The following is a 20,848-nucleotide window of genomic DNA, read 5'->3' on the forward strand; positions in this document are numbered from 1 at the left end:
CACGTCGTGAGAGGCCCATGAGACTCATAAGTCCGTCGAAGCGCCGTAGCTCACCACGACAGCGGCCGCTCGATGCCGTCGACGACGCGGGCGAGGGCCGTCCCGGCGAGCAGGAGACACCCCCACGTCCCCGGCTGTGCGAGGAAGTAGACGAGTGCGTGGTCGAGCGCGGGAGCGACGACGGGGACGACCGTCGTAACCGCGAGCAGTCCGTAGGCGTGAACGGCCGCGAGTCCGACCCCGAGCGTGGGGACCACCGGTCGTCCGCCGCGGTCGATTTCGCCGTGAATCAGTATCGCCGCCGCCGGCAGCAGGGCGACCAGGTAGTACGTGTACGCGAGCGTCGTGAGCAGCGGGAACACCGCGAGTCCGAGCGCGAACGTCTCGCGGTCGCGGTCGCGCGCGAGCAGTGCGGCCGCGACGACGACGAGGACGGCCGGCAGTCGAACCCACAGCGAACTCGCCAGCCAGCCGAGCGGCTTGAAGTACGGTGCGAGCCACAGCGCCGGCGACCGCGAGGGGCCGCTCCGATTGAACCCCCACGCTAACACCTCGAGATACGTCCGGTGTACCTCAACACCGAACAGGAGCAGCGAGAGGGCGACCAGTCCCAGTCCGGCCGCCACCGCCCCGACGAACCGGTTGCGGTTCGCGAGCAGATGTGTTCCGACCGGTGCGTAGGCGAACTTGACGACCCCGACGACGCCGGTCAGCGCACCGCTGGCGACGCGGGCTGGTCGCGACTCCATCCCGCGGTCGAGTCCGACGAACGCGAAACAGAGCAGCCCAGCCGTGAACGCCGCGGTCTGGCCCATCTTCATCGCGAGCAGAAGCGGCTGGTAGCCGACGAGCAGCCACAACAGGAGCAGCCGCTCCGCCCACGAGCGCCGCCCGGCGAGTCGCTCAACGACGAGCACCATCCCGCCCCACAACAAGAGAAGACTGCAGGCGACCCACAGCGGGTCGCCGGTGCCACGGCCGAGCGCCGCGAACGGTCGAAAGAGGACCAGCACGATGGGCGGATAGAGGTAGCTCCCGTGGTAGCCGCCGTCCTCGTTGCGGGTGTAGATGTGGTCGTTCGTCTGCCACGCGTCGACCGCCTGGTCGTAGACGCCGAAGTCCCAGAAGCTGAACGGGGGTGCGATTCCGGCGCTGCGGAGCCACCAGTTGATGAACGGGTACGCGAGGTGGAAACCGACGAGCAGCGCCGCGAGAGCGGCGAACAGCGGATGCTGGTCGTAGTAAGAACGGAGGCGGTCGCGGAGGGCCATCATGCGGTGGGGGCCGTTTCGCGACAAATATCTTCTGTGAGCGTTACGCGTCGAAGGTGTCGTCGTACTCGCCGCTGTCGACTCGCTCGTCGTAGGTGCGGGCATCCTCGCCCTCGATGGTGACGCCGAGCGAGACACAGGTGCCGGCGACCTCCTTCGAGGCGTTCTTGGCATCGTACGCGAGCAGGTCCGGGAGCTTCTGCTCGGCGATGGTCTTCAGTTGTTCGACGGACATGTCGGCGACGAAGTCCTCCTGTGGCTCGCCGGAGCCGGTTTCGAAGCCGAGCTCGTCCTTGATGAGTGCGGCCGTCGGCGGGACGCCGACTTCGATGTCGAAGGAGCCGTCGTCCTCGTAGGAGACGGTGACGGGCACTTCGGTGCCGTCGAAGGCGGCAGTCTGGTCGTTGATCTCCTGCACAACAGCCTGCACGTCGACGGGGGTCGGACCAAGCTCGGGACCGAGCGGCGGGCCTGGGTTGGCCTGGCCACCGGGAACGAGTACTTCGATGTTTCCAGCCATACCGAACAGAATCAGGCCCGCGCGTTTAAGGATTGTTTTTCAGCGGCTACGCCACGCTGATACCGTGTCGCGTGAGGAACGCGTTCACGTCTTTGATCTCGACCGGGCTGCCGATAATCCGGGCGTCGTCGCCGGCATCAACGACGGTGACGGTGAAGTTCGACTCCACGTCCTCGTGTACCGGGTCGAACTGCTCCCACGGGAGACAGATCTGCGTGCTGTCCCGAAGGGTCTGCGGGTCTGCCATTATGTTTTATTAGTTGATTCGGATGTATTAAGCCACCGAAAACGTCGCTATAGATTCACGACGACGAGCAGGAGTGCGAGGATACCGATGGCGAACAGTCCCACGTCGCGCAGTCCCGTCTCGAAGGCGAACGTCGCGAGCAGCGTGTGTGCCACCGCGACGAACAACAACGCACCGACGAGTAGATTCCCGACCAGCCGACGCTGTTCCATACACCGACGGACGCGCGCGAGTGGCGTAAACCGTTCGCCACACCCGCGAGCAAACCGTTCGCCACGACCACAACGAACAGGCTTTTGCCCGCCACCAGCCGACTACGGATAGATGGGGCTCGAAGAAGAAATCGAGGCGATTGAAGACGAAATCGCGGAGACGCCCTACAACAAATCGACCGAGGCACACATCGGCCGGCTGAAGGCCAAACTCGCGGAGAAGAAGGAGAAGCTCGAACAGCAGTCCGGCTCCGGTGGCGGCGGTGGCTACGCCGTCGAGAAGACGGGCGACGCCACGGTCGCGCTCGTCGGGTTTCCCTCCGTGGGGAAGTCGACGCTGTTGAACGCGCTCACCAACGCCGAAAGCGAAGTCGGCTCCTACGAGTTCACGACCCTCGACGTGAACCCCGGGATGTTGCAATATCGCGGCGCGAACATCCAACTGATGGACGTGCCCGGGCTCATCGAAGGAGCAGCCCACGGCCGCGGTGGCGGTCAGGAAGTTCTGTCTGTCGTCCGGACGGCAGACCTCGTCCTGTTCGTGCTCTCGGTGTTCGAAATCGACCAGTACGACCGGCTCGCCGAGGAGCTGTACAACAACAAGATTCGACTCGACACGGAGCCGCCGAGCATCTCGGTGACGAAACGCCACACCGGCGGGCTGAAAGTGACGACCGCCAAGGGCGTCGACCTCGACGAGGCGACCATCAAGGAGGTGTGTCGCGAGTACGGCTACGTCAACGCCGACATCACCATCCAGCAGAATCTCGACATCGACGAGCTGGTGGACGCGCTGATGGACAATCGCGTCTATCTCCCCTCTGCCGTCGCGGTTAACAAGGCCGATCTCATCGAACCCGACTACCTCGATACGGTCAACGCCGACCTCCGCGACCGCGGTATCGACCCCGACGACGCCGTCTTCATCTCCGCCGAAGAGGAGAAGGGACTCGATGCGCTCAAGGAGAAGATATTCGACTCGCTGGGCCTGATCCGCATCTACATGGACAAGCCGGGCCGCGGCGTCGACTACGACGAGCCGCTCGTCATCACCGAGGACGAGAACACCGTCGAGGACGTACTCGACAAGCTCGGCGGCGACTTCGACGAGCGGTTCCGGTTCGGCCGCGTCAGCGGCGAGAGCGCGAAACACGACGAACAACAGGTGGGTCGGACCCACGAACTCGCCGACGAGGACGTGCTCCGCATCGTCGCCCGCAAGTGATGCTGCCCGGCACGCCCCGCCGCAGATTTCTCGCTCTCCTCTTGCTCGCGTTCGTCCCGTGGACCGTCCTCGTTATCGACCGCGGCGTGACGGTGCTCAACGGGCTGTTCCCGCTCTTCGTTCTCGATTACAATCCCGGGTTAACGCAGGCGGTTCGGGCGATTCCGACGTGGCGATTCTTCCTCTCCGGTGGCGGCATCCCGCGCAACCCCGAGCTGTGGCCCGCGAGTATCCTCCTGTACCTACTCGCGCTCGCGAGTGCGAGCGTCCGCGCGGCGTTCGACCGCGGGGACCCGCGGTTCACCGGCGGAACGCTCCTGCTTGCCGGTCTCGCCGGCATCGGTGTCGCGTTCAGCTTCGCCCACCGGCTCCGATATACGCCGCTTCCCGTCGGGTCGCTCCTCGCGTGCGCGCTCGCGTGGTGGTACTACTGGCCCGCCTTCCAGGCCAAACGAGAGTAGTCTGTTCGACCGACCGCAGTCGTTGGCGGGTCGGATTCCCACTGACTCGCAGTGGTTGGCGGGTCGGATTCCGCCACACGTAGCTTTTCAATCACACCGACCGAACGCCGGGTATGGACGCACCACTCGACCACGTGATGATGCGCGTCGCCGACCTCGAAACGTCCCTCGACTGGTACCAGACGCACCTCAACTACGAGGAGAAGGGTCGCTGGGAGGCGGACACCTTCACCAACGTCTATCTCGGGCCTGAGAACGCTCACGAGACCGGTGCCGTGCTCGAACTCACCTCGAACCACGACTCCGAACCCGACGAGATGGGCGACGGGTGGGGGCACATCGCCGTCCGCGTCCCGGAAGACGAACTCCAGCAGCGCTACGACGAACTCATGGACGAGGGCGTCGAGGACTACCGCGACCCCGAGTCCTGTGGCAACCGCTACGCGTTCGTGACGGACCCCGACGGCCACGAAATCGAGATCGTGAAACGCGACTTCGGCCCGCTGTACTCGCTGGACCACACGATGATTCGCGTCGAGGACGTGACCCGCGCCATCGGCTACTGGAGCCGAGTCTTCGAGTACGAGCTGTCGGGCCGCTGGGAGGCCGACACGTTCGCGAACTACTTCCTGCGACCGTCGGACGCACCACAGGAGGCGATGAGCGTCGAGTTGACCTACAACTACGACGGCCGCACGTACACGCTCGGCGACGCGTGGGGCCACCTCGCCGTGCAGGTGGACGACCTCGCGAACGCGTGGGACGAACTCACAACCCGGGAGTCGGCCGCCGACCGCTCGCCCGAGGAGTGTGACAACCTCTACGCGTTCACCGCCGACGACGAAGGCCACCAAATCGAACTGCTCGAAGAGCATGTCACGAACTGAATTCCCCTGCGAACGGCCTGCTTTTTCGTCGCACGTCCGTCAGACGCTCACCTCCACGAGACGGCCCGTACCGCCCGCAGACGGCCTTGTTACGCTATAACACACGGCCGTTTTGGACACAAAGTATTTATATTAATGAGTGTTCTGTTCGGGTGTACCCCTACCTATGGTAACAGCACGAAGTATCGGTCACGGGGCTTCCCCGGCGGTCGTGAAACGTCTCGTTGCCGTTCGGTACTAGACTAAACATGACAGATACAAATACAAAGGTTCGCAGCCTGATCCTGACGGCGCTGATGGTCGTCTCCGTTTTCGGAGGCACCATCGCGTTCGCCGGATCCGCCGCTGCGGCCAACGAAGTGAGCGTCAACGGCCCCTTTGACGAGGATACGGTCGTTGCTCCGTCTCACACTGGTACGTTCCAGAGTGTTGATGATACAGTACAGTATGTCGTAATCGACCTAACCGCCGCTGACTCCGGTTTGAACGAACCGGACCTCAGTGCGGTTACCGCATCTGACGTTCAGATTACGAAGAACGGTGTGGAGTACACGGATGGATTCAGTGAATTCCAGAAGAACTCCCAGGACCCTGGCACCATCACGATCAAGATGGCTAACTCCATCAACGTCGTCGGTGGTGACACGCTCGATATCACCGTCAACGATGTCCTGACACCGAGTGTCAGTGGCACGAAGGAATACTCCGTCGAGACTACGTACTACGACACGGCTGGTGTCGATAGCTCCAACGTCGTTGACGAGAGCTTCGGCCCGACCAACTACGACGTCACGGAGACCAGCACCAGCGGTGGCGGTGGCTCGACCACTCTCACCGGTGACGCCAAGTTTGACTCCGGATCCAACGCCTGGATCGGCCAGAGCCTCTACTTCCAGGCAGATGTTGCTGACAGTGGATCTGACGGCCCTGACACCTACGAACTTCACGAGGTAGACACCTCGGGTAGCACAGATAAGGTCGGTACTCTCGTCACTGAAGTTGCTCTGAACAGCAACGGTGCAGCCCTCATCGACACGTCGAACCTTCAGGGCCCGTACGTGATGGTTGACGAGAACGGCGACGTCATTGCCACCGATAACAGTGGTGTGGAGATTACCGGTGGTAATACTGCCCAGATGAACGGTGACTACGATGACGGCGAAGAAGTCACTGTCATCACGCAGAACTTCGACGCGGTGTTCGAAGCTAGCAGTGCGACCCAGGGCGGCGACTTCGATGTGACCTACACGAGTAACCGTGCAGGCTACGACGTCACGGTTGACTCCGACGACCTCTCCAACGAGGAGATTAAGACGCTGTTCGGTGCAAGTGACTCCGACCTTTCGGACGGTGTCCAGATCACGGTCACTGGTAACGACCAGACGCAGACGTACAGCGTCCCATCTGACTTCACGACTGGAAACTACTCGTTCACCTTCGAGGTCGCAGACACCACGAACAGCGCGAGTGGCTCCATCATGATTCAGTCGCCATCTGACACGAGCGCGTCCTTCGCCTCCTCGGCATTCTCGCAGGAGCGCGGTGACGTGGTCGAGTTCACTGTCGACATGTCGAACACCCAGACCGCCGACATCACCGTCGGTTCGGAAACTGTCAACTACGTCGGAACCGCGACGATCACTGACGGCAACGACGACGGTTCCGTTACCGTTCAGATGAACACGTTCCTCGCAGGAACGACCAATAACGAGGCACAGGCCTTCTCCGCCGCTGACAGCGGTGACAGCGTCACGAAGGTCCGACGCTCCACCTCGGAGCTCGACTCGCCACTCGCTGCTGCTGATTACGACCTGACGGTCTCCATCAGCGGCAACGAAGAGGACGTCGCAGTGTTCTCGCTTCAGCCGCGCTCCACCACCGGCGCTGTCTCGCACACCGCCCCTGGTGACGCAACGGCAAGCACCGCCGCTGACTACGAAGATGCTGCCGGCGTCGTTGACGCCGCAACCCAGCGTAGCACGGTCGCCATGGGCGACCAGATGATCTTCCAAGTGAACGCCAACGGTCTTTACGGATACGTTGACAGTGCCAGTGACCTGCAGGCTGGATCTGGTAACGGTGTCTCCCTGTCCGTTGAACAGACCGGTGACCTCACCAACCAGGCACCGAAGACCGTGCCAGTTGGGAACACGGAAGTGTACTTCGACTCGACGAATGACACCTTCTTGGTTGTCTACGACACGAACGACGGTGCCATGCGAAACAGCCAGTCGGTTGACTTCTCGGCAGGCGAGGAGTACACCGCTGAATTCGTCATCGACGGCGACAACAACCCGTACGTCGCAACCGGTGAGACCGAGACCGTCTCGTCCTCGTACATGATCGAGGAGCGTACAGTGTCCTTCGACACGAACGCAGACGATGAGATCTCGGTTGCTGCAACCAGCGACGCAACAATCTCGGGCGAGACGACGATGGCGCCCGGAACAGAATTCACCGTTCGCGCCCGTGCCTCCGGCTCGAGTCCGTTCCTCAAGACGGGCGACGCCGTTGTTGGCAGCGAAGGTGACTTCTCGAGCGCGTTCGACTTCTCGGGTGTCTCCGAGAACACGACGTTCACCGTGACTGTTCCATCGCAGGGTCTCGTGAACAACGCTGAGACGGACGGCGTTGTGACTAACGAGACTGACACGGAGACGCCGACGCCGACTCCGACGCCGGAGCCGGCAACGGAGACGCCGACGCCGACCCCGACGCCGGAGCCGGCAACTGAAACGCCGACCCCGACGCCGGAGCCGGCAACTGAAACGCCGACCGAGGGCGGTGCAACCCCGACTGAGACCTCCGGAAGCCAGCCTGGCTTCGGTGGCGCAGTCGCGATTGTTGCCCTCGCTGGCGCAGCGCTCATCGCGCTCCGCCGCGGCAACTAACGATAGCTGACTAACCGGACCTCCCCGGTTTACCAAACTGGATTTTTCTTTCGCGCGCTACCCGGACAGCGACAGCGCCGTGGTACGGATGCAGTGTTTACTGTTCGTAAACCGGGGCGCTCGAATGGTAGCGCCACAAGCGACGACCAAGCTGCTACTTTGAACCCATTCCAGAGTAGGCCCGGCTCTGGAAGTATGCCGAACGCTTATCTGTAGTACCGTTGTATCACAGCTATGAGCACCGATACGGACACCGGCGACGACCGGATGGAGAAAATCAACGTTCGCGTCCCCGAGAGCCTGCTGCAGCGTATCGACGAGGAGTGGGAGCGCCGCGGGTACTCCAGCAAGTCCGAGGCTATCCGCGACGCGCTGCGTGACTGGGTGAACCCGCCGGTGACGCTGTCCGAAGAGACGCTCGCCGATCTGGAGGAAAGCCGGGAGCAGGCGGACCGAGACGAGACAGTGTCCGCCGAAGAGGCGCGTGAGCGGCTGGGGCTGGATGACTGACGTCGAGTACACAGAACAGGCCCTCGACCATCTGGACGGTCTCGACCCGCAGGCCGCCGACCGCGTGATGAACAAAGTCGACGAGGCGACCGAATGGACCGAACACCGCTTGGAGCCACTCTCCGGGTTTCCGTATTACAAGCTACGAGCCGGCGATTACCGCGTTATTATCACCTGGGACCGCGAGACTAACCTCCTCCGCGTCGAGGCCGTCGGCCACCGGCGAAACGTGTACGACCGGCACCTCCCGCCGTAGCGTCTCGTCGGAGGGTGACGGTCTCAACACTAACTCTCCGACCAGCAAGGATTTACCGCTGAAAGCCGACAAGCAGACAATGGCGAGTTCACTGCTGACCGCGACCCTCGCGTGGCTCTCCGTCGGCGGCTTCGTCGCCGGCGCGCTCGCGATGTACTACCACGAGCGGGCGGGCCGACTGCTGACGGCGACGACGTGGGGCGTCTTCGGTATCTTCTGGGGCACGCTCGTCCCGCAGTTCTGGTTCGTCGGGTCGAGCTTCATCGAGGCGGCGCTTGCGCTCGTCGCCGTCCCGCTGTGTTTCTACACCGGCTATCTGCTGCTCGACGGCCGCGACTCCCTGTTCGTCATCTCGCGGGCCGTCGCCGTGATGGGCGTCATCTACCTCCCGGCGACGACCATCGACGCCATCTACGAGCCGATGATTCGGACGGTAACGCTCCAGACCCAGTGGGCGATGAACGCGCTCGGCTACCACCCCGAGCTGGTCGCCAACGACAACGGACTCCAGAGCGTCTTCCTGTTCGTCCGGCCCAACGGCCACCGCATCCTCACGGAGATCGAACTCGCGTGTACCGGACTGGGAAGCATGGCCATCTTCGCCGGTCTCATCACCGCGGTCGATGCGCCACTCGACCGGAAGGCGAAGGCGTTCCTCGTCTCGATTCCCGTCATCTGGGGGCTGAACCTCGTCCGGAACGTGTTCATCGCCGTCGCGTTCGGCGAACAGTGGTTCCGGGTGTTCGTTCCGCAGGTGCTCGCGCTGTTCGGCCAGAGCGACCCCTACTACGTCTCGTTCCTCGTGGCCGATAAGATTCTGAGCCAGTCGGCGTCGGTCGTCGCGCTCGTCGCCATCATGTTCGCGACGCTGCGCTATCTTCCGGAGCTCAAGACCGTCGTCGCCGACCTGCTGTATCTCGTCACCGGCGACGAACACGAGTTCGACTTCGGCGACCCGCCGGGACGCGGCGGCGTCCGCGCCGACGGCGGCCGCGAGGAGTAATCAGACCGGTTCGGACAGTTCTTCGGGTGCACCAGCCAACTCGCGGAGCGCGTCCGACTCGATGTAGTGGAGTTCTCCTGGGATGATGAGTAGATGGAGCGGGTCGCCGAAGTCACGGTTCGCGAGGTCGCTCAGCCGTCCGGCCTCGACGCGCGGCTCGGGCGACCCCGCCCGACAGACCACGACACCGAGCACGTCCTCGTAGCCGTCGGCGAGCAGGTCGGCGGCCACGTCACCGGTCATGTACTCGCCGCGCTCCTGCTTGATATCGAGATAGACGAGCGTGTGGAGGCCGCGCTCTCGGTTCGCGTCCAGCGTGTCACACACGGAGTTTGGGACGCCGTCGCCGCCGTGTGCGTACGGGAACGGAAGCGTCGTCGCCTTCCCGAAGCGGTAGTTCTGCAGGCCAGTCAGCGACGCGGCCGCTGCCGAGGCGGTCGTTCCGTGAATTACGCGCGTCTCGATGCCGCGGTCGTGGGCGCGCAGCCGGAGGTCGACGTGCGTCGTCGAAATCATGGTGTCGCCGGCGGTGAGGAAGACGGCGTCTCCCGACTCGGCAGCGTCGAGAATCGGCTCCGGCTCCTGTTCGGTGCCGGCGCGGTCGCGCACGTCGATATCGACGCCGTGGTGTGTGGCGAGCGACTCGGGGTCCGTACCCATCAGCCGCGACGTGTAGAACTCGGCGAACACCTCGTCTGCCGCCCGGAGCGCGCGCTGGCCGTCGACGGTGATCGAGTCTTCGTCCCACAAGCCGAGTCCGACGAACGTGAGCATACACAGTCCATCGGTGGCACAAGAATAAGCGCCCCGTTCACGCCCGGCGTCCGTCACGCTTACCGCCGCCGGCCCACTCTCTCCGGCAATGAGTGTCCCGTGCGTCCGCGTCCCGCCCGAGGAGGGCGAGACGACGCGGGCGATGCTCGCCGACCGGAACCTCGTCCGCGACGACTACGACATCACCGTCGCCGACGGCTGGCTCTACATCCCCGTCACCGACGCCGACGCGATTGCTCACCACGAGGTCGTCTCGTTCGACGCGCCGCGCCGCGAGACCCAGACGCTCCCCGAGGACATTCTCGGGTTCGAGCCGTCGCTGGAACGGCTCGGTCGCATCGTCATCCTCGACGAGGACGACGACGAGCGCGCACGACGTGTCGCCGACGCGGTGATGGACTCGTCGCTGCCCGTCGACACTGTCGTCAACCGCGCCTCCGAGATTCGGGGGGAACTCCGCGTGCGCGAGTGGGACGTGCTCGCCGGCGACGGCACCGAGACCGTTCACACGGAGTACGGCACCGAACTGCTGCTCGACATCGCGGAGGTGTACTTCTCGCCCCGGCTCGCGACGGAACGCCACCGCGTAATCGAGCAGGTCACCCCCGACGAGCAGGTGTTCGACATGTTCGCCGGCGTGGGTCCCTTCGCCGTCCCGATGGCTGCCCGGGGCGCGGCCGTCGTCGCCTGCGACCTGAACCCTCGGGCCGTCGAGTACCTGCGCGAGAACGCGGCCCGGAACGGTGTCGAAGCCGACCTCACCGCCGTCGAGGGTGACGTGCGCGAGGTCGCCGCCGACTGGGACGGGTGGGCCGACCGCGTCGTCATGAATCTCCCGCATACGGCGAGTGAATTTCTCGATACCGCGGTCGCACTGGCCGGCGACGAGTGTGTGCTCCACCTGTACAACATCCAGCACGACTCCGACCCGTTCGGGCCGGGCGAGCGCGCGATTCGCGAGGCGGCGGGCGAGGCGTACGCCATCGATATCGAGACGCGACGCGTCGTCCGGTCGTACGCCCCCCACGAGGAGAACGTCTGTCTGGACGCTCGCCTCCGCCGTCGGTGAGTTTGGTTCGCAACCCTTTTACTCGCCGTCGTACCATGAACGGTTGCGCGCCGGAGTAGCTCAGCTGGCAGAGCGATTCCTTCGTAAGGAATAGGCCGAGGGTTCAAATCCCTCCTCCGGCTTTCTGCCCGAGCGAACCGAGGCTGACATCAATAGAGGGGTCTGAACCGGGACACGGCGACAGACCGTGGTTCGAACCCCCCACCTCCGGCTCTTGTGTCGACTGCTTCGGCGTGAGCGGCGGTGCTCTTCGGAGTCAGTGTAACGCGAACAAAACGGGTTTTCCTGTTCGGTGTAAACCGCGGATAACGCTCACTATGTCTGGACAGTACGACCTCGTCATCGTCGGCGGCGGTATCAGTGGCGCATCGCTCCTGTACACGAGTGCAAAGTTCACCAACATCGACTCGATCGCGCTCATCGAGAAGGAGCCGTCAATCGCGGCCATCAACTCCAACCACACGAACAACTCACAGACGCTCCACTTCGGCGACATCGAGACGAACTACACGCTGGAGAAGGCGTCGAATGTCAAGACGGCCGCCGAGACCCTCGCCGGCTACCTCGAGCACCACGACGAGGACCGCGAGATGCACGACAAGCGGAGCAAGATGGTGCTCGCGGTCGGCGACGAGGAGGTCGCGGAACTCGAGGCCCGCTACGACGACGAGGGCTTCGGCGACCTGTTCCCCAAGCTCGAGCCTATCGGTCGCGAGGAGATCGCAGACCGCGAGCCGAAGGTCGTGGAGGGGCGGGACCCCGACACCGAGCTGATGCCGCTCCAGACGCCAGATGGCTACGTCGTCGACTACGGTGCCGTCGCCCAGTCCTTCGTTGAGGCGGCAGACGAGGAGACGAGCGTCGACGTGTTCACCGACACGCGCGTCGAGGATGTGACGCCGACGACCACCGGCTACACCATCGGGACGGACAACGGCCGGTTCGACGCCGACGCGGCCGTCGTCGCCGCCGGCTCGCACAGCCTCCAGATGGCGAAGGACCTCGGCTACGGTGAGGACAAGGTCCTGCTCCCGATTGCGGGGAGCTTCTTCCTCGCCGACGACCTGCTGAACGGGAAGGTGTACACGCTCCAGATGAAGAAACTCCCGTTCGCAGCCGTCCACGGGGACGCCGACGTGCACGACGACTCCATCACGCGATTCGGGCCGACGGCGAAGCTCGTTCCCGCGCTCGAACGCGGTCGGCTCTCGACGGTGAGTGATTTCCTCGACGTGTTCGGCTTCTCGCCGTCGGCGTTCCTCAGCTACGCGAACGTGCTCTCTGACCGCATCCTCCTGCCGTACGTCGTCCGGAACCTCATCTACGACGTGCCGAAGGTCGGCACCGACCAGTTCCTGCCGCACGTCCAGAAGGTCGTCCCGAGCGTCGAGGAGGGCGACATCGAGCGCGCGAAGGGGTACGGGGGCGTTCGCCCACAGATCGTCGACACCTCGGAGAAATCCCTCGACATGGGCGAGGCCAAGATCGTCGGTGAGGACATTATCTTCAACATCACGCCCTCGCCGGGTGCATCGACCTGTCTGAAGAACGCCCAGCGCGACGTGAAGGAGGTGCTCTCCTTCCTCGGCGACGAGTACGAGTTCGACGAGGAGGCCTTCGAGGCCGACACTATCGACCAGTTCCCGCGCGCGTAAGCCGGCAAGATTCAAGCGACCGGCCCAACACGGTCGGGTATGGACCACACTTCCATCGACGACGTCGGGATACAGAACAACCCGCTCGGCGTCCACAGCGAGCGTCGTCCCGTCTCCGATGCGCTCGACACTAGTGACTTCGCGATGAACTTCTTTCGACTCCAGCCCGGCGAGTCCTTCTCCGGTGGTCTCCACACTCACCACGACCAGGAAGAGGTGTTCTACGTCGAGGAGGGCGAGGCGACGTTCACCGTCGGCCGTGACGGCGACACCGAAGCCGTCGTCAGTGGCGGCGAACTCATCCGGTTCGAGCCGGGAGAGTTCCAGCAGGGAACCAACACGGGCGACGACGAACTCGTCGGCTGGGCGTTGGGCGCACCGAAGTCGAAACACGACTGGGACGAAATCGAGTCAATCGTCTACTGTCAGGAGTGCGAGGAGGAAACGGGCCACGGACTCTCGCTGACCGACGCGGGGCGGTTCGAACTCACCTGCATGGAGTGTGACAACAGTTTCACCTCGTAGGCGGGGAAACCTACAAGTCCGTCCCGCCGTCCCCGTCCGTATGCCAAACTGTGCCAACTGCGAGTCTTTCGTCACCGAGGCGTACGTCCGGGTGTTCGCGCCCGACGAACTGGAATCCGTTCGGGTGTGTCCGAACTGCGAGGACAAACTCCGCGACGGAGCCGAGATACGCGAGGCGCGTTCGACGCGCGGCTAATCCGACTCGCTCCCGAGCGAGACGCCCGCAGTCGGTGTCACCGTCACCGTCCCCGTCGCGGGATTCTCACCGACGGTCACGTCGACGCCAAAGACGCGCTCCAGCCGGTCGGCCGTGAACACTGCTCGCGGCGTGCCGACCGCCTGTACCGACCCGTCCGCGAGCAACACGACGCGGTCGCAGTAGCGTGCCGCCAAGTCGAGGTCGTGGATGGCCGCGACGACCGTCTCTTCTAATCCGGCCACGAGATCGAGCGTCCGGACCTGATGGTTGATGTCGAGACTCGCGGTCGGCTCATCCAGCAGGAGCGTGGGGACAGACTGCGCGAGCGCACGCGCCAGTAGGACGCGCTGTTTCTCTCCGCCCGACAGCGACGCCACCGACCGGTCGGCAAACTGCGTGGTCCGTGTCCGGTCGAGTGCGCGTTCCACGGCAGCGGCTCCGTCCGGGTCGTCGCCGCTGAATCGCGACCGGTAGGGGTGGCGACCCATCTCCACCACGTCACGCACCGAGAAGTCGAAGCCGAAGTTCGTCTCCTGTGGCACGGTCGCGACCCGGCGGGCGAGCGCTCGCGCCGACAGTGACCCGACTTCGTCCCCGTCGACCGCAACCGACCCCGCTGCTCGCGAGAGATGCCCGCCGACGGCACCGAGCAGCGTCGACTTCCCCGCACCGTTCGGGCCGACGAGCGCGACGAACTCGCCGTCCGCCACGGACAGCGACACGTCCGCAAGCACGCGCACGCCGCTGCGGTCGACACACAGTCCGTCGATGTCAATCACAGTTCGCTCACCTCGCGCTTGCGGAGCAGGTACAGGAAGAAGGGGGCACCGACGGCGGCAGTCACGATACCGACCGGAAGCTCTGCGGGGCCAGACCGCGCCAGCGTGTCGGCCGCGACGAGAAACGAGGCTCCCGCGAGCGCACTCGTCGGCAGCAGTATCCGGTGGTCGGGACCGACGATGAGCCGGAGCGCGTGCGGAACGATGAGCCCGACGAAGCCGATGACTCCCGAAATAGCGACTGCCGCGCCCGTGATGATACTCGAGGCGGCAAGCAGGATGCGTTTCGTCCACTCGACTTCGACGCCGACAGACCGGGCATCGGTTTCCCCCAACAGGAGCGCGTTCAGGTCCTCGGCGTACAGATACAAGACGACGACGAGCGCGAAGCTGATGCCGCCGGTGATGAGTGCCTCCTCGATGCGTGATGCGTCGAGATGGCCCATCAGCCAGTAGGTGACTTCCTCGATGGAGTCGCCGCTCCGGAGGATGAGATACGATGTGACCGAGCCGAGAAACGTCTGGACGGCCACGCCGGCCAACAACAGGGTGGCTACCGGCGTCCGACCGCCCTCTGTCGCGATGGCGTACACGACGACCGCCGCGACCAGCGCGCCGACGAACGCCGACGCCCGGAGACCGAGTCCGAAGGGGAGCGCGACCGGCGCGACGATGGCTGCGACAGCACCGACGGACGCTCCGGATGAGACGCCGATGATGGAGGGGTCCGCCATCGGATTCCGAAACAGCCCCTGCATCACGGTGCCGGCGGCCGCGAGCGCGAAGCCGACGCTCGCCCCCGCAGCGATGCGTGGCAGTCGTACCTGCAGGACGATGGTCGAGTACAGCGGGTCCACGTCGTAGCCGAACGGGGCGTACCACTCGACCGCGTGCCACGGCGCGGCCAGTGCAGTCGCCTCCATCCTGACGCCCGCCGGCACCGCGATTGCGTTCGCGAACACTTTCGCGACGGCTATCGGTCCGACGTGGACCGGGCCGATGCCGGCCGACACCACGACGACGCCCACGAGTAGCACCGACAGCGCGGAGACTGCACTCGCTGTTCGGCTACGGTGTCGCACGTGGACAACTCCAGTTTGGTTAGACAAATACTTATTGGGTTAGCCCGCTCGTAGAGATGATGCAACAACGACTCACGCTACTGGTCGCGATGCTCGTCCTCGCGGCCGCGATACCGACTGGCGTGGCCGGTGCGACGGCACAGACACAACAGGAGGACTGTTCGTTCCCGTACACGGTGACTGACGCCAGCGGGACAGAGATTACCCTCGACGAGCGGCCCGACCGGATCACGACGCTGAATCCCTCGGCCGCACAGACCGTATGGGAACTCGGCGGCAGCGAACAGGTGGTCGGCGTGACTGTCAACGCCGACTACCTCGACGGCTTCGACGCGAAGACGAGCGTCACCGCGAGCGACGGCTTCGGAATCTCCGTCGAGCGCGTCGTCGGCACCGAACCCGACCTCGTGCTCGCGCCGAACGCTTCCCGGACCGAGACGGTGCGTGCGCTCCGTGATGCCGGCATCACGGTGTATCAGCTCGCCGCCGCCGAGACGCTCGAGGACGTGACCGAGAAGACGACACAGATTGCCCGGCTCACCGGCCACTGCGAGGCCGCCGTCGAGGTGAACGCGTGGATGGAGGCCAACGTCGAGGCCGCCCGCACCGCGACTGCCGACGTTGAGCGCCCGAGCGTCCTCTACCCGATCGGCAGCGGCTACGTCGCCAACACGAACACGTTCATCTCCGCCATGATCGAAGCCAGCGGCGGAACGAACGTCCTGGGCGAGTTCGACTACGAGATCGGCTACCCGCAGGTGAGCGACGAAATCATCCTGCAGGCGAATCCGGAGGTGTTGCTCGTGAACTCCCGTGGCAGCGGTCTCCAGACCCAGGAGCCGTACGCCTCGACGACCGCGGGACAGAACAACGCGACCGTCGTGATCAACACCGACTACCTGAATCAGCCGGCCCCCCGCTCCGTGGTCTTCGCGGTCCGGAACATGACCGAAGGGTTCCACCCCGACGTTGAGACCTCCTTCGTCGCCCGCAGCGAGGTGACCGTCGCGACGGCCACTCCGACGCCGACGGCGACCGCGACCGATGTGTCGGAGCCGACCACGTCGAGTGAGACGACCGCGACGACGACGGGTGAACAGCCCGGATTCGGTGTCGTCGCCGCACTCCTTGCCGTCGGCGCGCTCGTCCTCGCGCGACGGGAGTGAGCAATTCGACAAGACGTATAAGGGAGACACGACTCGAATCGGTATGGTTGAGAACGTGTTGTGGCCAGCGCAGTTCGACGCCGACCTGACGCGCTCCGAGGGCCGGCGCGTGCCACAGGACCTCGCGGTTGCTTCCCCCACCGTCGACGAGATCGCCAAGGCAGTCCAACAGGTGGGGTACGACGCCGTCATCGAGCGCGACGTACAGTATCCACGCGAGTACGAGGCCCGTGGTCGCGTGCTCGTCAAGGACGCGGACGATGCCAGCAAGGGCGACTTGCTCGGCGCTGTCGCGGCGTATCTCGGAGCCATCCGCGCGTGAACCGACTCGGTGAGGTCGTCTCCACGGCACAGGGACTGCTCGTCCTCCGGCCGCCGGTCGGCACCGAGGTGGATATCGGCACGACGGCCCTCGACGAGTCGCTCGACACGGTCGGGCGCGTGGTCGACGTGTTCGGTCCCGTCGACCACCCCTACGTCGCCGTCACCCCCGACGGTGGTAACTCGGACGTGCTGCTCGGCACGAAACTCTACGCCAAGTAGTCGAGTTAGCGCGCCGAGCCGACGCGGTCGGCCGGGGTCAACGCAGTCTCCTCACGCGCCGCCAGCCACTCCGACAGTTCAACCAGCTGTTCGGTCGCCGCCTCGAACAGCTGTTCGCCCTTCTCGGCGGTCGCGTCCGTCTGGTCGCCGAAGACGCCGTTCTCGCTGTTGTCTCGCGCGTCGAAGTAGGTCGCCGCGCCGTTTTGTGACGTTCCCGATGCGTTCCATATGTCGCGGGTCCCGCCGTCGCGCGCCTCGGCCAGTCGGTCCTCGTGGACGCGGTCGGTGAGATGCTGGAGCATCGCCGTCTCCTTCGGGCCGCCGTGGGGACCGTTGTGCTCGAACAGCTCGTCCACGAGCCCGGGAATCGACTCGTCCCACATCCACTCCAGCGCGTAACAGGTGCCGTCGGCGTGGAGGTCCTTCGCCACCTCCCGGAGCGCGTCGACGTTCCCGCCGTGGGCGTTCACGTAGACGACGCGGTCGATGCCGTGGTAGGTGAGGTTCTCCGTCAGCTCGCGCACGTACGTCCGGAAGGCGTCGGGACTCACCCACATCGTCCCGGGAAACTGCCGGTGGTGTCTGGAGACGCCGACGTTGACCGTCGGGGTACACAGATAGCCGGTGCGGGCGGCCGCCTCGCGCGCGAGCGACTCCGCGATGACGTGGTCGGTCGATTCGGGGAGATGTGGGCCGTGCTGTTCTGTCGAGCCGAGCGGTATCAGCGCCAGCGACTCCTGTCGGAAGTAGCGCTGGAGGTCCGGCCACGCCTCGTCTGCGAGATACATACTTGACTCCAGCGGGGCGGGCGTCAAATAGCTACGCCCGGTCTCGACCCCACCCTTTTGTGACCGCCCGACGACGCTCCGGCATGCACGAGAGATTCACCGACATCCGTGAGCGCGACTGGGACACCGACGCCGACGGCGAGGTTCGACTCGCGGTCGTCGGCTGTGGCGGCTTCGCTCGAGGTGTCGTCCTTCCGAGTGTCGAGGACTGCGAGTATCTGACGCCGACGGTCGGCGTGAGCGGCAGCGAGTCGAACCGCGAGGCCGCCGCGGAGTACGGGCTCGAAACGACGGACTACGACGGCTACGCCGACGGCGACCTGGCCGACAGCTACGACGCCGTCTACGTCGCCACGCCGAACCGACTCCACCTCCCGCATATCGAGACGGCCACAGCCCAGGGGAAGGCGGTCATCTCGGAGAAACCGCTCGACGCGACGAGCGAGCGCGCCGAGCAGGCAGTCGAGACCTGCGAGCAGGCGGGCGTCCCGCTGATGACCGCCTACCGGATGCAGACGGACCCGCTGTTCCGGCGACTTCGCGAGTTCCTCGACGACGGCGGCATCGGCGACGTGACGCGGTTCGGCGGTGATTTCACCTTCCCCGTGCTCGCCGGTTCGCGGGGTCCAGAGCAGTGGCGACTCGACCAGGAACTCGCTGGCGGCGGGGCCCTCGTCGACGTGGGCGTCTACCTCCTCAACACGACGCGGTTCCTGCTCGGTGAGGAACCCGAATCAGTGTCGGGACACACCCGGACGAGCGGCCCGTTCAGCGACGTGGACGAACACGTCGACTTCCGGGTTGTCTTCCCTGACGCGGTCGGGAACTTCAGCGCCTCCTTTTCGGGCCACCCGACCGCTGATTACACCGTCTACGGCACCGAGGGAACCGTCCGCGTGTACGACGCCTTCCAGCCGAACCGCGGCCGACGGCTCGTCGTCGAGACGGGCGACAAACGCTACGAAATCGAGGGTGCAGGCGGCGGTGAACTCCGCGAGGAGTTCGACTACTTTGCACATGCCGTGCTCACCGGACGGGACATCGAGCCGGACGGAAGAGACGGACTGGCGGACGTGCGGCTACTGGAGCAAGTGTACGAGTCGGCGTGAACGGGAGGGGGAGGCGGGATACGACGGGTGCCGAGCAGACCCGCCGTGTGGGCGCGGATGCGGCGATTTGGTTGCCGTTGGCGACGAGAAAAGCGTCGCGTCTGGCAGTTTTATCTACTGTGTTCTCACTGATAAAGCCTCGTATTCACGTCTCACCGGCGGCGGTCGCGCCACGCGGGAAACTCCTCGCGGGTCGCGGCTACGGTGTCGGGGTCGACGGTCGTATGGACGAGCGTCGGGTCGTCGTCGGAGGCGGCGAGCGTCGTCCCCCACGGGTCATAGACGGCAGACCGACCCAGTAGCTCGGCCTCCTCGAACTGCCCGCTCCCGTTTGCCGTTGCGACGTACAGTTGATTCTCGACGGCCCGGGCGCGCGGCAGCAACTGCCAGTGTTCGACGCGGGGATACGGCCACGCGCTCGGGACGCAGACGAGCGTCGCACCCAACTCCGCGAGCTCGCGGTACAGTTCGGGAAAGCGGAGGTCATAGCAGGTGCTCATCCCGACCGTGTGGTCCTCGAACTCCGCGACCGACAGCTCGTCGCCGGGCGTGAGTAGCTCCGTCTCCGCGGACTCGTAGCCGAACAGGTGGTGTTTCCGGTAGACGGCGAGTCGCTCGCCGTCGCGGTCGAACAGGACGGAGGTGTTCGCAAACTCGCCTTGGGGGGCGTCCTCGCTTGCAGTCAGGTCCTCGACGATAGAGCCGGCGAGTACCCCGACCCCGCAGTCGCGTGCCGTCTCTCGAATGGTGGTGAGGGTCTCGCCGTCGAGGGGTTCGGCCGCCCGCGCGTAGGAGTCGAACGCGAAGTAGCCGACGTTGAAAATCTCCGGCAAGACGACGAGGTCGCTCCCCTCGCTCGCGGCGCGCTCGATGGCGGCCACGGCGCGTTCGGTGTTGCCGACCACGTCGGCGTTCTCGATGTGGAGTTGGGCGCAGGTAACTCTCATTCCTGAATGCTGTCTCGAATCGCTCGCTCGATGTTGTCGAGTTCATCGGTGAAGTTCTTCTTGAAGAAGCGCTCAACGCCGGGCACCTTCCCGTCGACGACGAATCGGTTGTGGAGCCGACAGCCCGTCTCGGTCTCTTCGATTTCGTGTTCGCCCTGGACGCGCATCACGCGTGACTCGCCGATGAACCTGACGTACTCGTTCTCGCGACGCTCCACGTCTTCGGTCTCGACGGCGATGGTGCGGCGGATGAGCGGAATCGGGAGCTTCAGGTGCCATGTCGCGGTCCGTTCGCCGGTGGACTCGTACTCGTCCACGACGCTTATAGGCTCGGCGCGCCACTCCGGGTCTGCGATGAACCCCCAAATGGTGGCCGGCGGTGCGTCGAACTCGAAGCTCTCCTCGACACGAACGGTCATGCCACCACTCAACGCGGTAGGCTGAAAAACGTCGCTACTCCGGTGTCACTCGCCACGTGGTCGACCGGGCGCGTCCCCACTTCTCGATGTCCACGTCCTCGGAGCGTTCAGCGAGTCGGGGAAGCCGGGCACCGACCTGTTTTGCGGTCAGTCCGATGGCGTCCGCGACGTGTTTCGCGCGGAAGTAGCGCTCACCGTCTGCGGCGCGCTCGCGGAGATACGAGAGGATGCGCTCGTTCTCGTCCACCGATTCGTCCTCGCTCGTCCCTGACATACCGGCCTATACGGTACGCAGCCTTAACATATCGTC

25 protein-coding genes, 1 tRNA gene and 1 pseudogene are annotated in these 20,848 nt (G+C 64.8%); 16 read left to right on the plus strand and 11 right to left on the minus strand.

Going from position 1 to position 20,848, the window contains the following annotated elements; genetic code table 11:
• Nucleotides 1-50: 50 nt before the first annotated feature.
• From DMP03_RS02080 to DMP03_RS14140, 4 genes are read right to left on the minus strand one after another with little or no spacing between them, the layout of a single operon-like run.
• Nucleotides 51-1,271 (minus strand): glycosyltransferase family 87 protein, encoded by a 1,221-nt coding sequence (locus tag DMP03_RS02080; RefSeq protein ID WP_172967046.1) that lies wholly within the window; start codon nt 1,269-1,271, stop codon nt 51-53.
• Between the two features lie 43 nt (nt 1,272-1,314).
• Nucleotides 1,315-1,791, minus strand: a complete 477-nt coding sequence (locus DMP03_RS02085; protein ID WP_152119073.1) for a 50S ribosomal protein L11 — start codon at nt 1,789-1,791, stop codon at nt 1,315-1,317.
• Between the two features lie 46 nt (nt 1,792-1,837).
• Nucleotides 1,838-2,038, minus strand: coding sequence for a VNG_1110C family protein (locus tag DMP03_RS02090; RefSeq protein ID WP_152119074.1), 201 nt, complete (start codon nt 2,036-2,038; stop codon nt 1,838-1,840).
• Between the two features lie 47 nt (nt 2,039-2,085).
• Nucleotides 2,086-2,250, minus strand: coding sequence for a hypothetical protein (locus DMP03_RS14140; RefSeq protein ID WP_153952611.1), 165 nt, complete (start codon nt 2,248-2,250; stop codon nt 2,086-2,088).
• Between the two features lie 112 nt (nt 2,251-2,362).
• On the opposite strand from DMP03_RS14140, the gene DMP03_RS02095 reads away from it, so the two are divergent.
• The 7 genes from DMP03_RS02095 to artA all read left to right on the plus strand — a co-directional run bounded on the left by DMP03_RS02095 (nt 2,363) and on the right by artA (nt 9,483).
• A complete protein-coding gene (locus DMP03_RS02095) occupies nt 2,363-3,475 on the plus strand; it encodes an OBG GTPase family GTP-binding protein (RefSeq protein WP_152119075.1) in 1,113 nt (370 codons plus the stop codon).
• Nucleotides 3,475-3,936 (plus strand): TIGR04206 family protein, encoded by a 462-nt coding sequence (locus DMP03_RS02100; RefSeq protein WP_152119076.1) that lies wholly within the window; start codon nt 3,475-3,477, stop codon nt 3,934-3,936. The genes DMP03_RS02095 and DMP03_RS02100 overlap by 1 nt, the downstream gene beginning before the upstream one ends.
• A 113-nt stretch (nt 3,937-4,049) precedes the next feature.
• Nucleotides 4,050-4,823, plus strand: a complete 774-nt coding sequence (locus DMP03_RS02105) for a VOC family protein (protein ID WP_152119077.1) — start codon at nt 4,050-4,052, stop codon at nt 4,821-4,823.
• 248 nt (nt 4,824-5,071) lie between these two features.
• Complete coding sequence (locus DMP03_RS02110; RefSeq protein ID WP_152119510.1) at nt 5,072-7,714, plus strand: DUF7827 domain-containing protein; 2,643 nt, start codon at nt 5,072-5,074, stop codon at nt 7,712-7,714.
• 234 nt (nt 7,715-7,948) lie between these two features.
• Nucleotides 7,949-8,224 (plus strand): ribbon-helix-helix domain-containing protein, encoded by a 276-nt coding sequence (locus DMP03_RS02115; RefSeq protein WP_152119078.1) that lies wholly within the window; start codon nt 7,949-7,951, stop codon nt 8,222-8,224.
• On the plus strand, nt 8,217-8,480 hold the full coding sequence (locus DMP03_RS02120; protein ID WP_152119079.1) for a type II toxin-antitoxin system RelE family toxin: 264 nt from the start codon (nt 8,217-8,219) through the stop codon (nt 8,478-8,480). The genes DMP03_RS02115 and DMP03_RS02120 overlap by 8 nt, the downstream gene beginning before the upstream one ends.
• 79 nt (nt 8,481-8,559) lie before the next feature.
• Nucleotides 8,560-9,483 carry an archaeosortase A gene (gene artA / locus DMP03_RS02125; protein WP_152119080.1) on the plus strand — a complete coding sequence of 308 codons (924 nt, stop codon included), beginning with the start codon at nt 8,560-8,562 and terminating at the stop codon, nt 9,481-9,483.
• Here artA and dph5 read toward each other — a convergent pair whose 3' ends face one another.
• Nucleotides 9,484-10,257 (minus strand): diphthine synthase, encoded by a 774-nt coding sequence (gene dph5 / locus DMP03_RS02130; RefSeq protein ID WP_152119081.1) that lies wholly within the window; start codon nt 10,255-10,257, stop codon nt 9,484-9,486.
• A gap of 88 nt (nt 10,258-10,345) precedes the next feature.
• Between dph5 and DMP03_RS02135 the strand changes: the two genes are divergently transcribed.
• From DMP03_RS02135 to DMP03_RS14145, 5 genes are all read left to right on the plus strand, one after another.
• A complete protein-coding gene (locus DMP03_RS02135) occupies nt 10,346-11,326 on the plus strand; it encodes a class I SAM-dependent methyltransferase (RefSeq protein ID WP_152119082.1) in 981 nt (326 codons plus the stop codon).
• 49 nt (nt 11,327-11,375) lie between these two features.
• Nucleotides 11,376-11,448, plus strand: a tRNA-Thr gene (locus DMP03_RS02140).
• 195 nt (nt 11,449-11,643) lie between these two features.
• Nucleotides 11,644-12,981 carry an FAD-dependent oxidoreductase gene (locus DMP03_RS02145; RefSeq protein WP_152119083.1) on the plus strand — a complete coding sequence of 446 codons (1,338 nt, stop codon included), beginning with the start codon at nt 11,644-11,646 and terminating at the stop codon, nt 12,979-12,981.
• A gap of 39 nt (nt 12,982-13,020) precedes the next feature.
• A complete protein-coding gene (locus DMP03_RS02150) occupies nt 13,021-13,506 on the plus strand; it encodes a cupin domain-containing protein (RefSeq protein ID WP_152119084.1) in 486 nt (161 codons plus the stop codon).
• 40 nt (nt 13,507-13,546) lie between these two features.
• A complete protein-coding gene (locus DMP03_RS14145) occupies nt 13,547-13,702 on the plus strand; it encodes a DUF7563 family protein (RefSeq protein ID WP_172967047.1) in 156 nt (51 codons plus the stop codon).
• Between the two features lie 32 nt (nt 13,703-13,734).
• Here DMP03_RS14145 and DMP03_RS02155 read toward each other — a convergent pair.
• A pseudogene (locus DMP03_RS02155) lies at nt 13,735-14,484 on the minus strand (heme ABC transporter ATP-binding protein); the annotation flags it as partial.
• Nucleotides 14,481-15,566 carry a vitamin B12 ABC transporter permease BtuC gene (gene btuC, locus DMP03_RS02160; RefSeq protein WP_152119086.1) on the minus strand — a complete coding sequence of 362 codons (1,086 nt, stop codon included), beginning with the start codon at nt 15,564-15,566 and terminating at the stop codon, nt 14,481-14,483. The gene btuC and the pseudogene DMP03_RS02155, both read right to left, overlap by 4 nt.
• 59 nt (nt 15,567-15,625) lie before the next feature.
• On the opposite strand from btuC, the gene DMP03_RS02165 reads away from it, so the two are divergent.
• Genes DMP03_RS02165 through DMP03_RS02175 form a run of 3 tightly spaced genes read left to right on the plus strand, consistent with a single transcriptional unit; the run spans nt 15,626 to nt 17,275 of the window.
• Nucleotides 15,626-16,732, plus strand: a complete 1,107-nt coding sequence (locus DMP03_RS02165) for a PGF-CTERM-anchored ABC transporter substrate-binding protein (RefSeq protein WP_152119087.1) — start codon at nt 15,626-15,628, stop codon at nt 16,730-16,732.
• 43 nt (nt 16,733-16,775) lie between these two features.
• Entirely contained in the window at nt 16,776-17,054 is a 279-nt protein-coding gene (gene srp19, locus DMP03_RS02170; protein WP_152119088.1) for a signal recognition particle subunit SRP19, read from the plus strand.
• Nucleotides 17,051-17,275, plus strand: coding sequence for an H/ACA ribonucleoprotein complex subunit GAR1 (locus DMP03_RS02175; protein WP_152119089.1), 225 nt, complete (start codon nt 17,051-17,053; stop codon nt 17,273-17,275). Before srp19 ends, DMP03_RS02175 begins: the two co-directional genes overlap by 4 nt.
• A gap of 5 nt (nt 17,276-17,280) precedes the next feature.
• Here DMP03_RS02175 and DMP03_RS02180 read toward each other — a convergent pair whose 3' ends face one another.
• A complete protein-coding gene (locus tag DMP03_RS02180) occupies nt 17,281-18,063 on the minus strand; it encodes a creatininase family protein (RefSeq protein WP_152119090.1) in 783 nt (260 codons plus the stop codon).
• An 83-nt stretch (nt 18,064-18,146) separates the two neighbouring features.
• Here DMP03_RS02180 and DMP03_RS02185 point away from each other — a divergent pair, with 83 nt between their 5' ends.
• Nucleotides 18,147-19,172 carry a Gfo/Idh/MocA family protein gene (locus tag DMP03_RS02185; protein ID WP_152119091.1) on the plus strand — a complete coding sequence of 342 codons (1,026 nt, stop codon included), beginning with the start codon at nt 18,147-18,149 and terminating at the stop codon, nt 19,170-19,172.
• A 152-nt stretch (nt 19,173-19,324) separates the two neighbouring features.
• Here DMP03_RS02185 and DMP03_RS02190 read toward each other — a convergent pair whose 3' ends face one another.
• The 3 genes from DMP03_RS02190 to DMP03_RS02200 are packed head-to-tail and all read right to left on the minus strand — an operon-like array spanning nt 19,325 to nt 20,812.
• Nucleotides 19,325-20,119, minus strand: a complete 795-nt coding sequence (locus tag DMP03_RS02190; protein ID WP_152119092.1) for a carbon-nitrogen family hydrolase — start codon at nt 20,117-20,119, stop codon at nt 19,325-19,327.
• Nucleotides 20,116-20,538, minus strand: a complete 423-nt coding sequence (locus DMP03_RS02195; protein WP_152119093.1) for an SRPBCC family protein — start codon at nt 20,536-20,538, stop codon at nt 20,116-20,118. The genes DMP03_RS02190 and DMP03_RS02195 overlap by 4 nt, the downstream gene beginning before the upstream one ends.
• A 34-nt stretch (nt 20,539-20,572) precedes the next feature.
• Nucleotides 20,573-20,812, minus strand: a complete 240-nt coding sequence (locus tag DMP03_RS02200; RefSeq protein ID WP_075936942.1) for a DUF7123 family protein — start codon at nt 20,810-20,812, stop codon at nt 20,573-20,575.
• Nucleotides 20,813-20,848 lie beyond the last annotated feature (36 nt).

The organism is Halosegnis rubeus, assembly GCF_009184545.1.
Lineage (GTDB): Archaea > Halobacteriota > Halobacteria > Halobacteriales > Haloarculaceae > Halosegnis > Halosegnis rubeus.

Excerpts from the sequence above, each read along its gene's own strand:
- DMP03_RS02185 (WP_152119091.1), top strand. The coding sequence starts at position 18,147 with ATGCACGAGAGATTCACCGACATCCGTGAGCGCGACTGGGACACCGAC.
- DMP03_RS02150 (WP_152119084.1), top strand. The coding sequence starts at position 13,021 with ATGGACCACACTTCCATCGACGACGTCGGGATACAGAACAACCCGCTC.
- DMP03_RS02135 (WP_152119082.1), top strand. The coding sequence starts at position 10,346 with ATGAGTGTCCCGTGCGTCCGCGTCCCGCCCGAGGAGGGCGAGACGACG.
- DMP03_RS02180 (WP_152119090.1), bottom strand. The coding sequence starts at position 18,063 with ATGTATCTCGCAGACGAGGCGTGGCCGGACCTCCAGCGCTACTTCCGA.
- DMP03_RS02090 (WP_152119074.1), bottom strand. The coding sequence starts at position 2,038 with ATGGCAGACCCGCAGACCCTTCGGGACAGCACGCAGATCTGTCTCCCG.
- DMP03_RS02080 (WP_172967046.1), bottom strand. The coding sequence starts at position 1,271 with ATGGCCCTCCGCGACCGCCTCCGTTCTTACTACGACCAGCATCCGCTG.
- artA (WP_152119080.1), top strand. The coding sequence starts at position 8,560 with ATGGCGAGTTCACTGCTGACCGCGACCCTCGCGTGGCTCTCCGTCGGC.
- DMP03_RS02145 (WP_152119083.1), top strand. The coding sequence starts at position 11,644 with ATGTCTGGACAGTACGACCTCGTCATCGTCGGCGGCGGTATCAGTGGC.
- DMP03_RS14145 (WP_172967047.1), top strand. The coding sequence starts at position 13,547 with ATGCCAAACTGTGCCAACTGCGAGTCTTTCGTCACCGAGGCGTACGTC.
- srp19 (WP_152119088.1), top strand. The coding sequence starts at position 16,776 with ATGGTTGAGAACGTGTTGTGGCCAGCGCAGTTCGACGCCGACCTGACG.
- DMP03_RS02105 (WP_152119077.1), top strand. The coding sequence starts at position 4,050 with ATGGACGCACCACTCGACCACGTGATGATGCGCGTCGCCGACCTCGAA.
- DMP03_RS02085 (WP_152119073.1), bottom strand. The coding sequence starts at position 1,791 with ATGGCTGGAAACATCGAAGTACTCGTTCCCGGTGGCCAGGCCAACCCA.
- DMP03_RS02115 (WP_152119078.1), top strand. The coding sequence starts at position 7,949 with ATGAGCACCGATACGGACACCGGCGACGACCGGATGGAGAAAATCAAC.
- DMP03_RS02190 (WP_152119092.1), bottom strand. The coding sequence starts at position 20,119 with ATGAGAGTTACCTGCGCCCAACTCCACATCGAGAACGCCGACGTGGTC.
- DMP03_RS02095 (WP_152119075.1), top strand. The coding sequence starts at position 2,363 with ATGGGGCTCGAAGAAGAAATCGAGGCGATTGAAGACGAAATCGCGGAG.
- DMP03_RS02120 (WP_152119079.1), top strand. The coding sequence starts at position 8,217 with ATGACTGACGTCGAGTACACAGAACAGGCCCTCGACCATCTGGACGGT.
- DMP03_RS02200 (WP_075936942.1), bottom strand. The coding sequence starts at position 20,812 with ATGTCAGGGACGAGCGAGGACGAATCGGTGGACGAGAACGAGCGCATC.
- dph5 (WP_152119081.1), bottom strand. The coding sequence starts at position 10,257 with ATGCTCACGTTCGTCGGACTCGGCTTGTGGGACGAAGACTCGATCACC.
- DMP03_RS02100 (WP_152119076.1), top strand. The coding sequence starts at position 3,475 with ATGCTGCCCGGCACGCCCCGCCGCAGATTTCTCGCTCTCCTCTTGCTC.
- DMP03_RS14140 (WP_153952611.1), bottom strand. The coding sequence starts at position 2,250 with ATGGAACAGCGTCGGCTGGTCGGGAATCTACTCGTCGGTGCGTTGTTG.
- DMP03_RS02195 (WP_152119093.1), bottom strand. The coding sequence starts at position 20,538 with ATGACCGTTCGTGTCGAGGAGAGCTTCGAGTTCGACGCACCGCCGGCC.
- DMP03_RS02165 (WP_152119087.1), top strand. The coding sequence starts at position 15,626 with ATGCAACAACGACTCACGCTACTGGTCGCGATGCTCGTCCTCGCGGCC.
- DMP03_RS02110 (WP_152119510.1), top strand. The coding sequence starts at position 5,072 with ATGACAGATACAAATACAAAGGTTCGCAGCCTGATCCTGACGGCGCTG.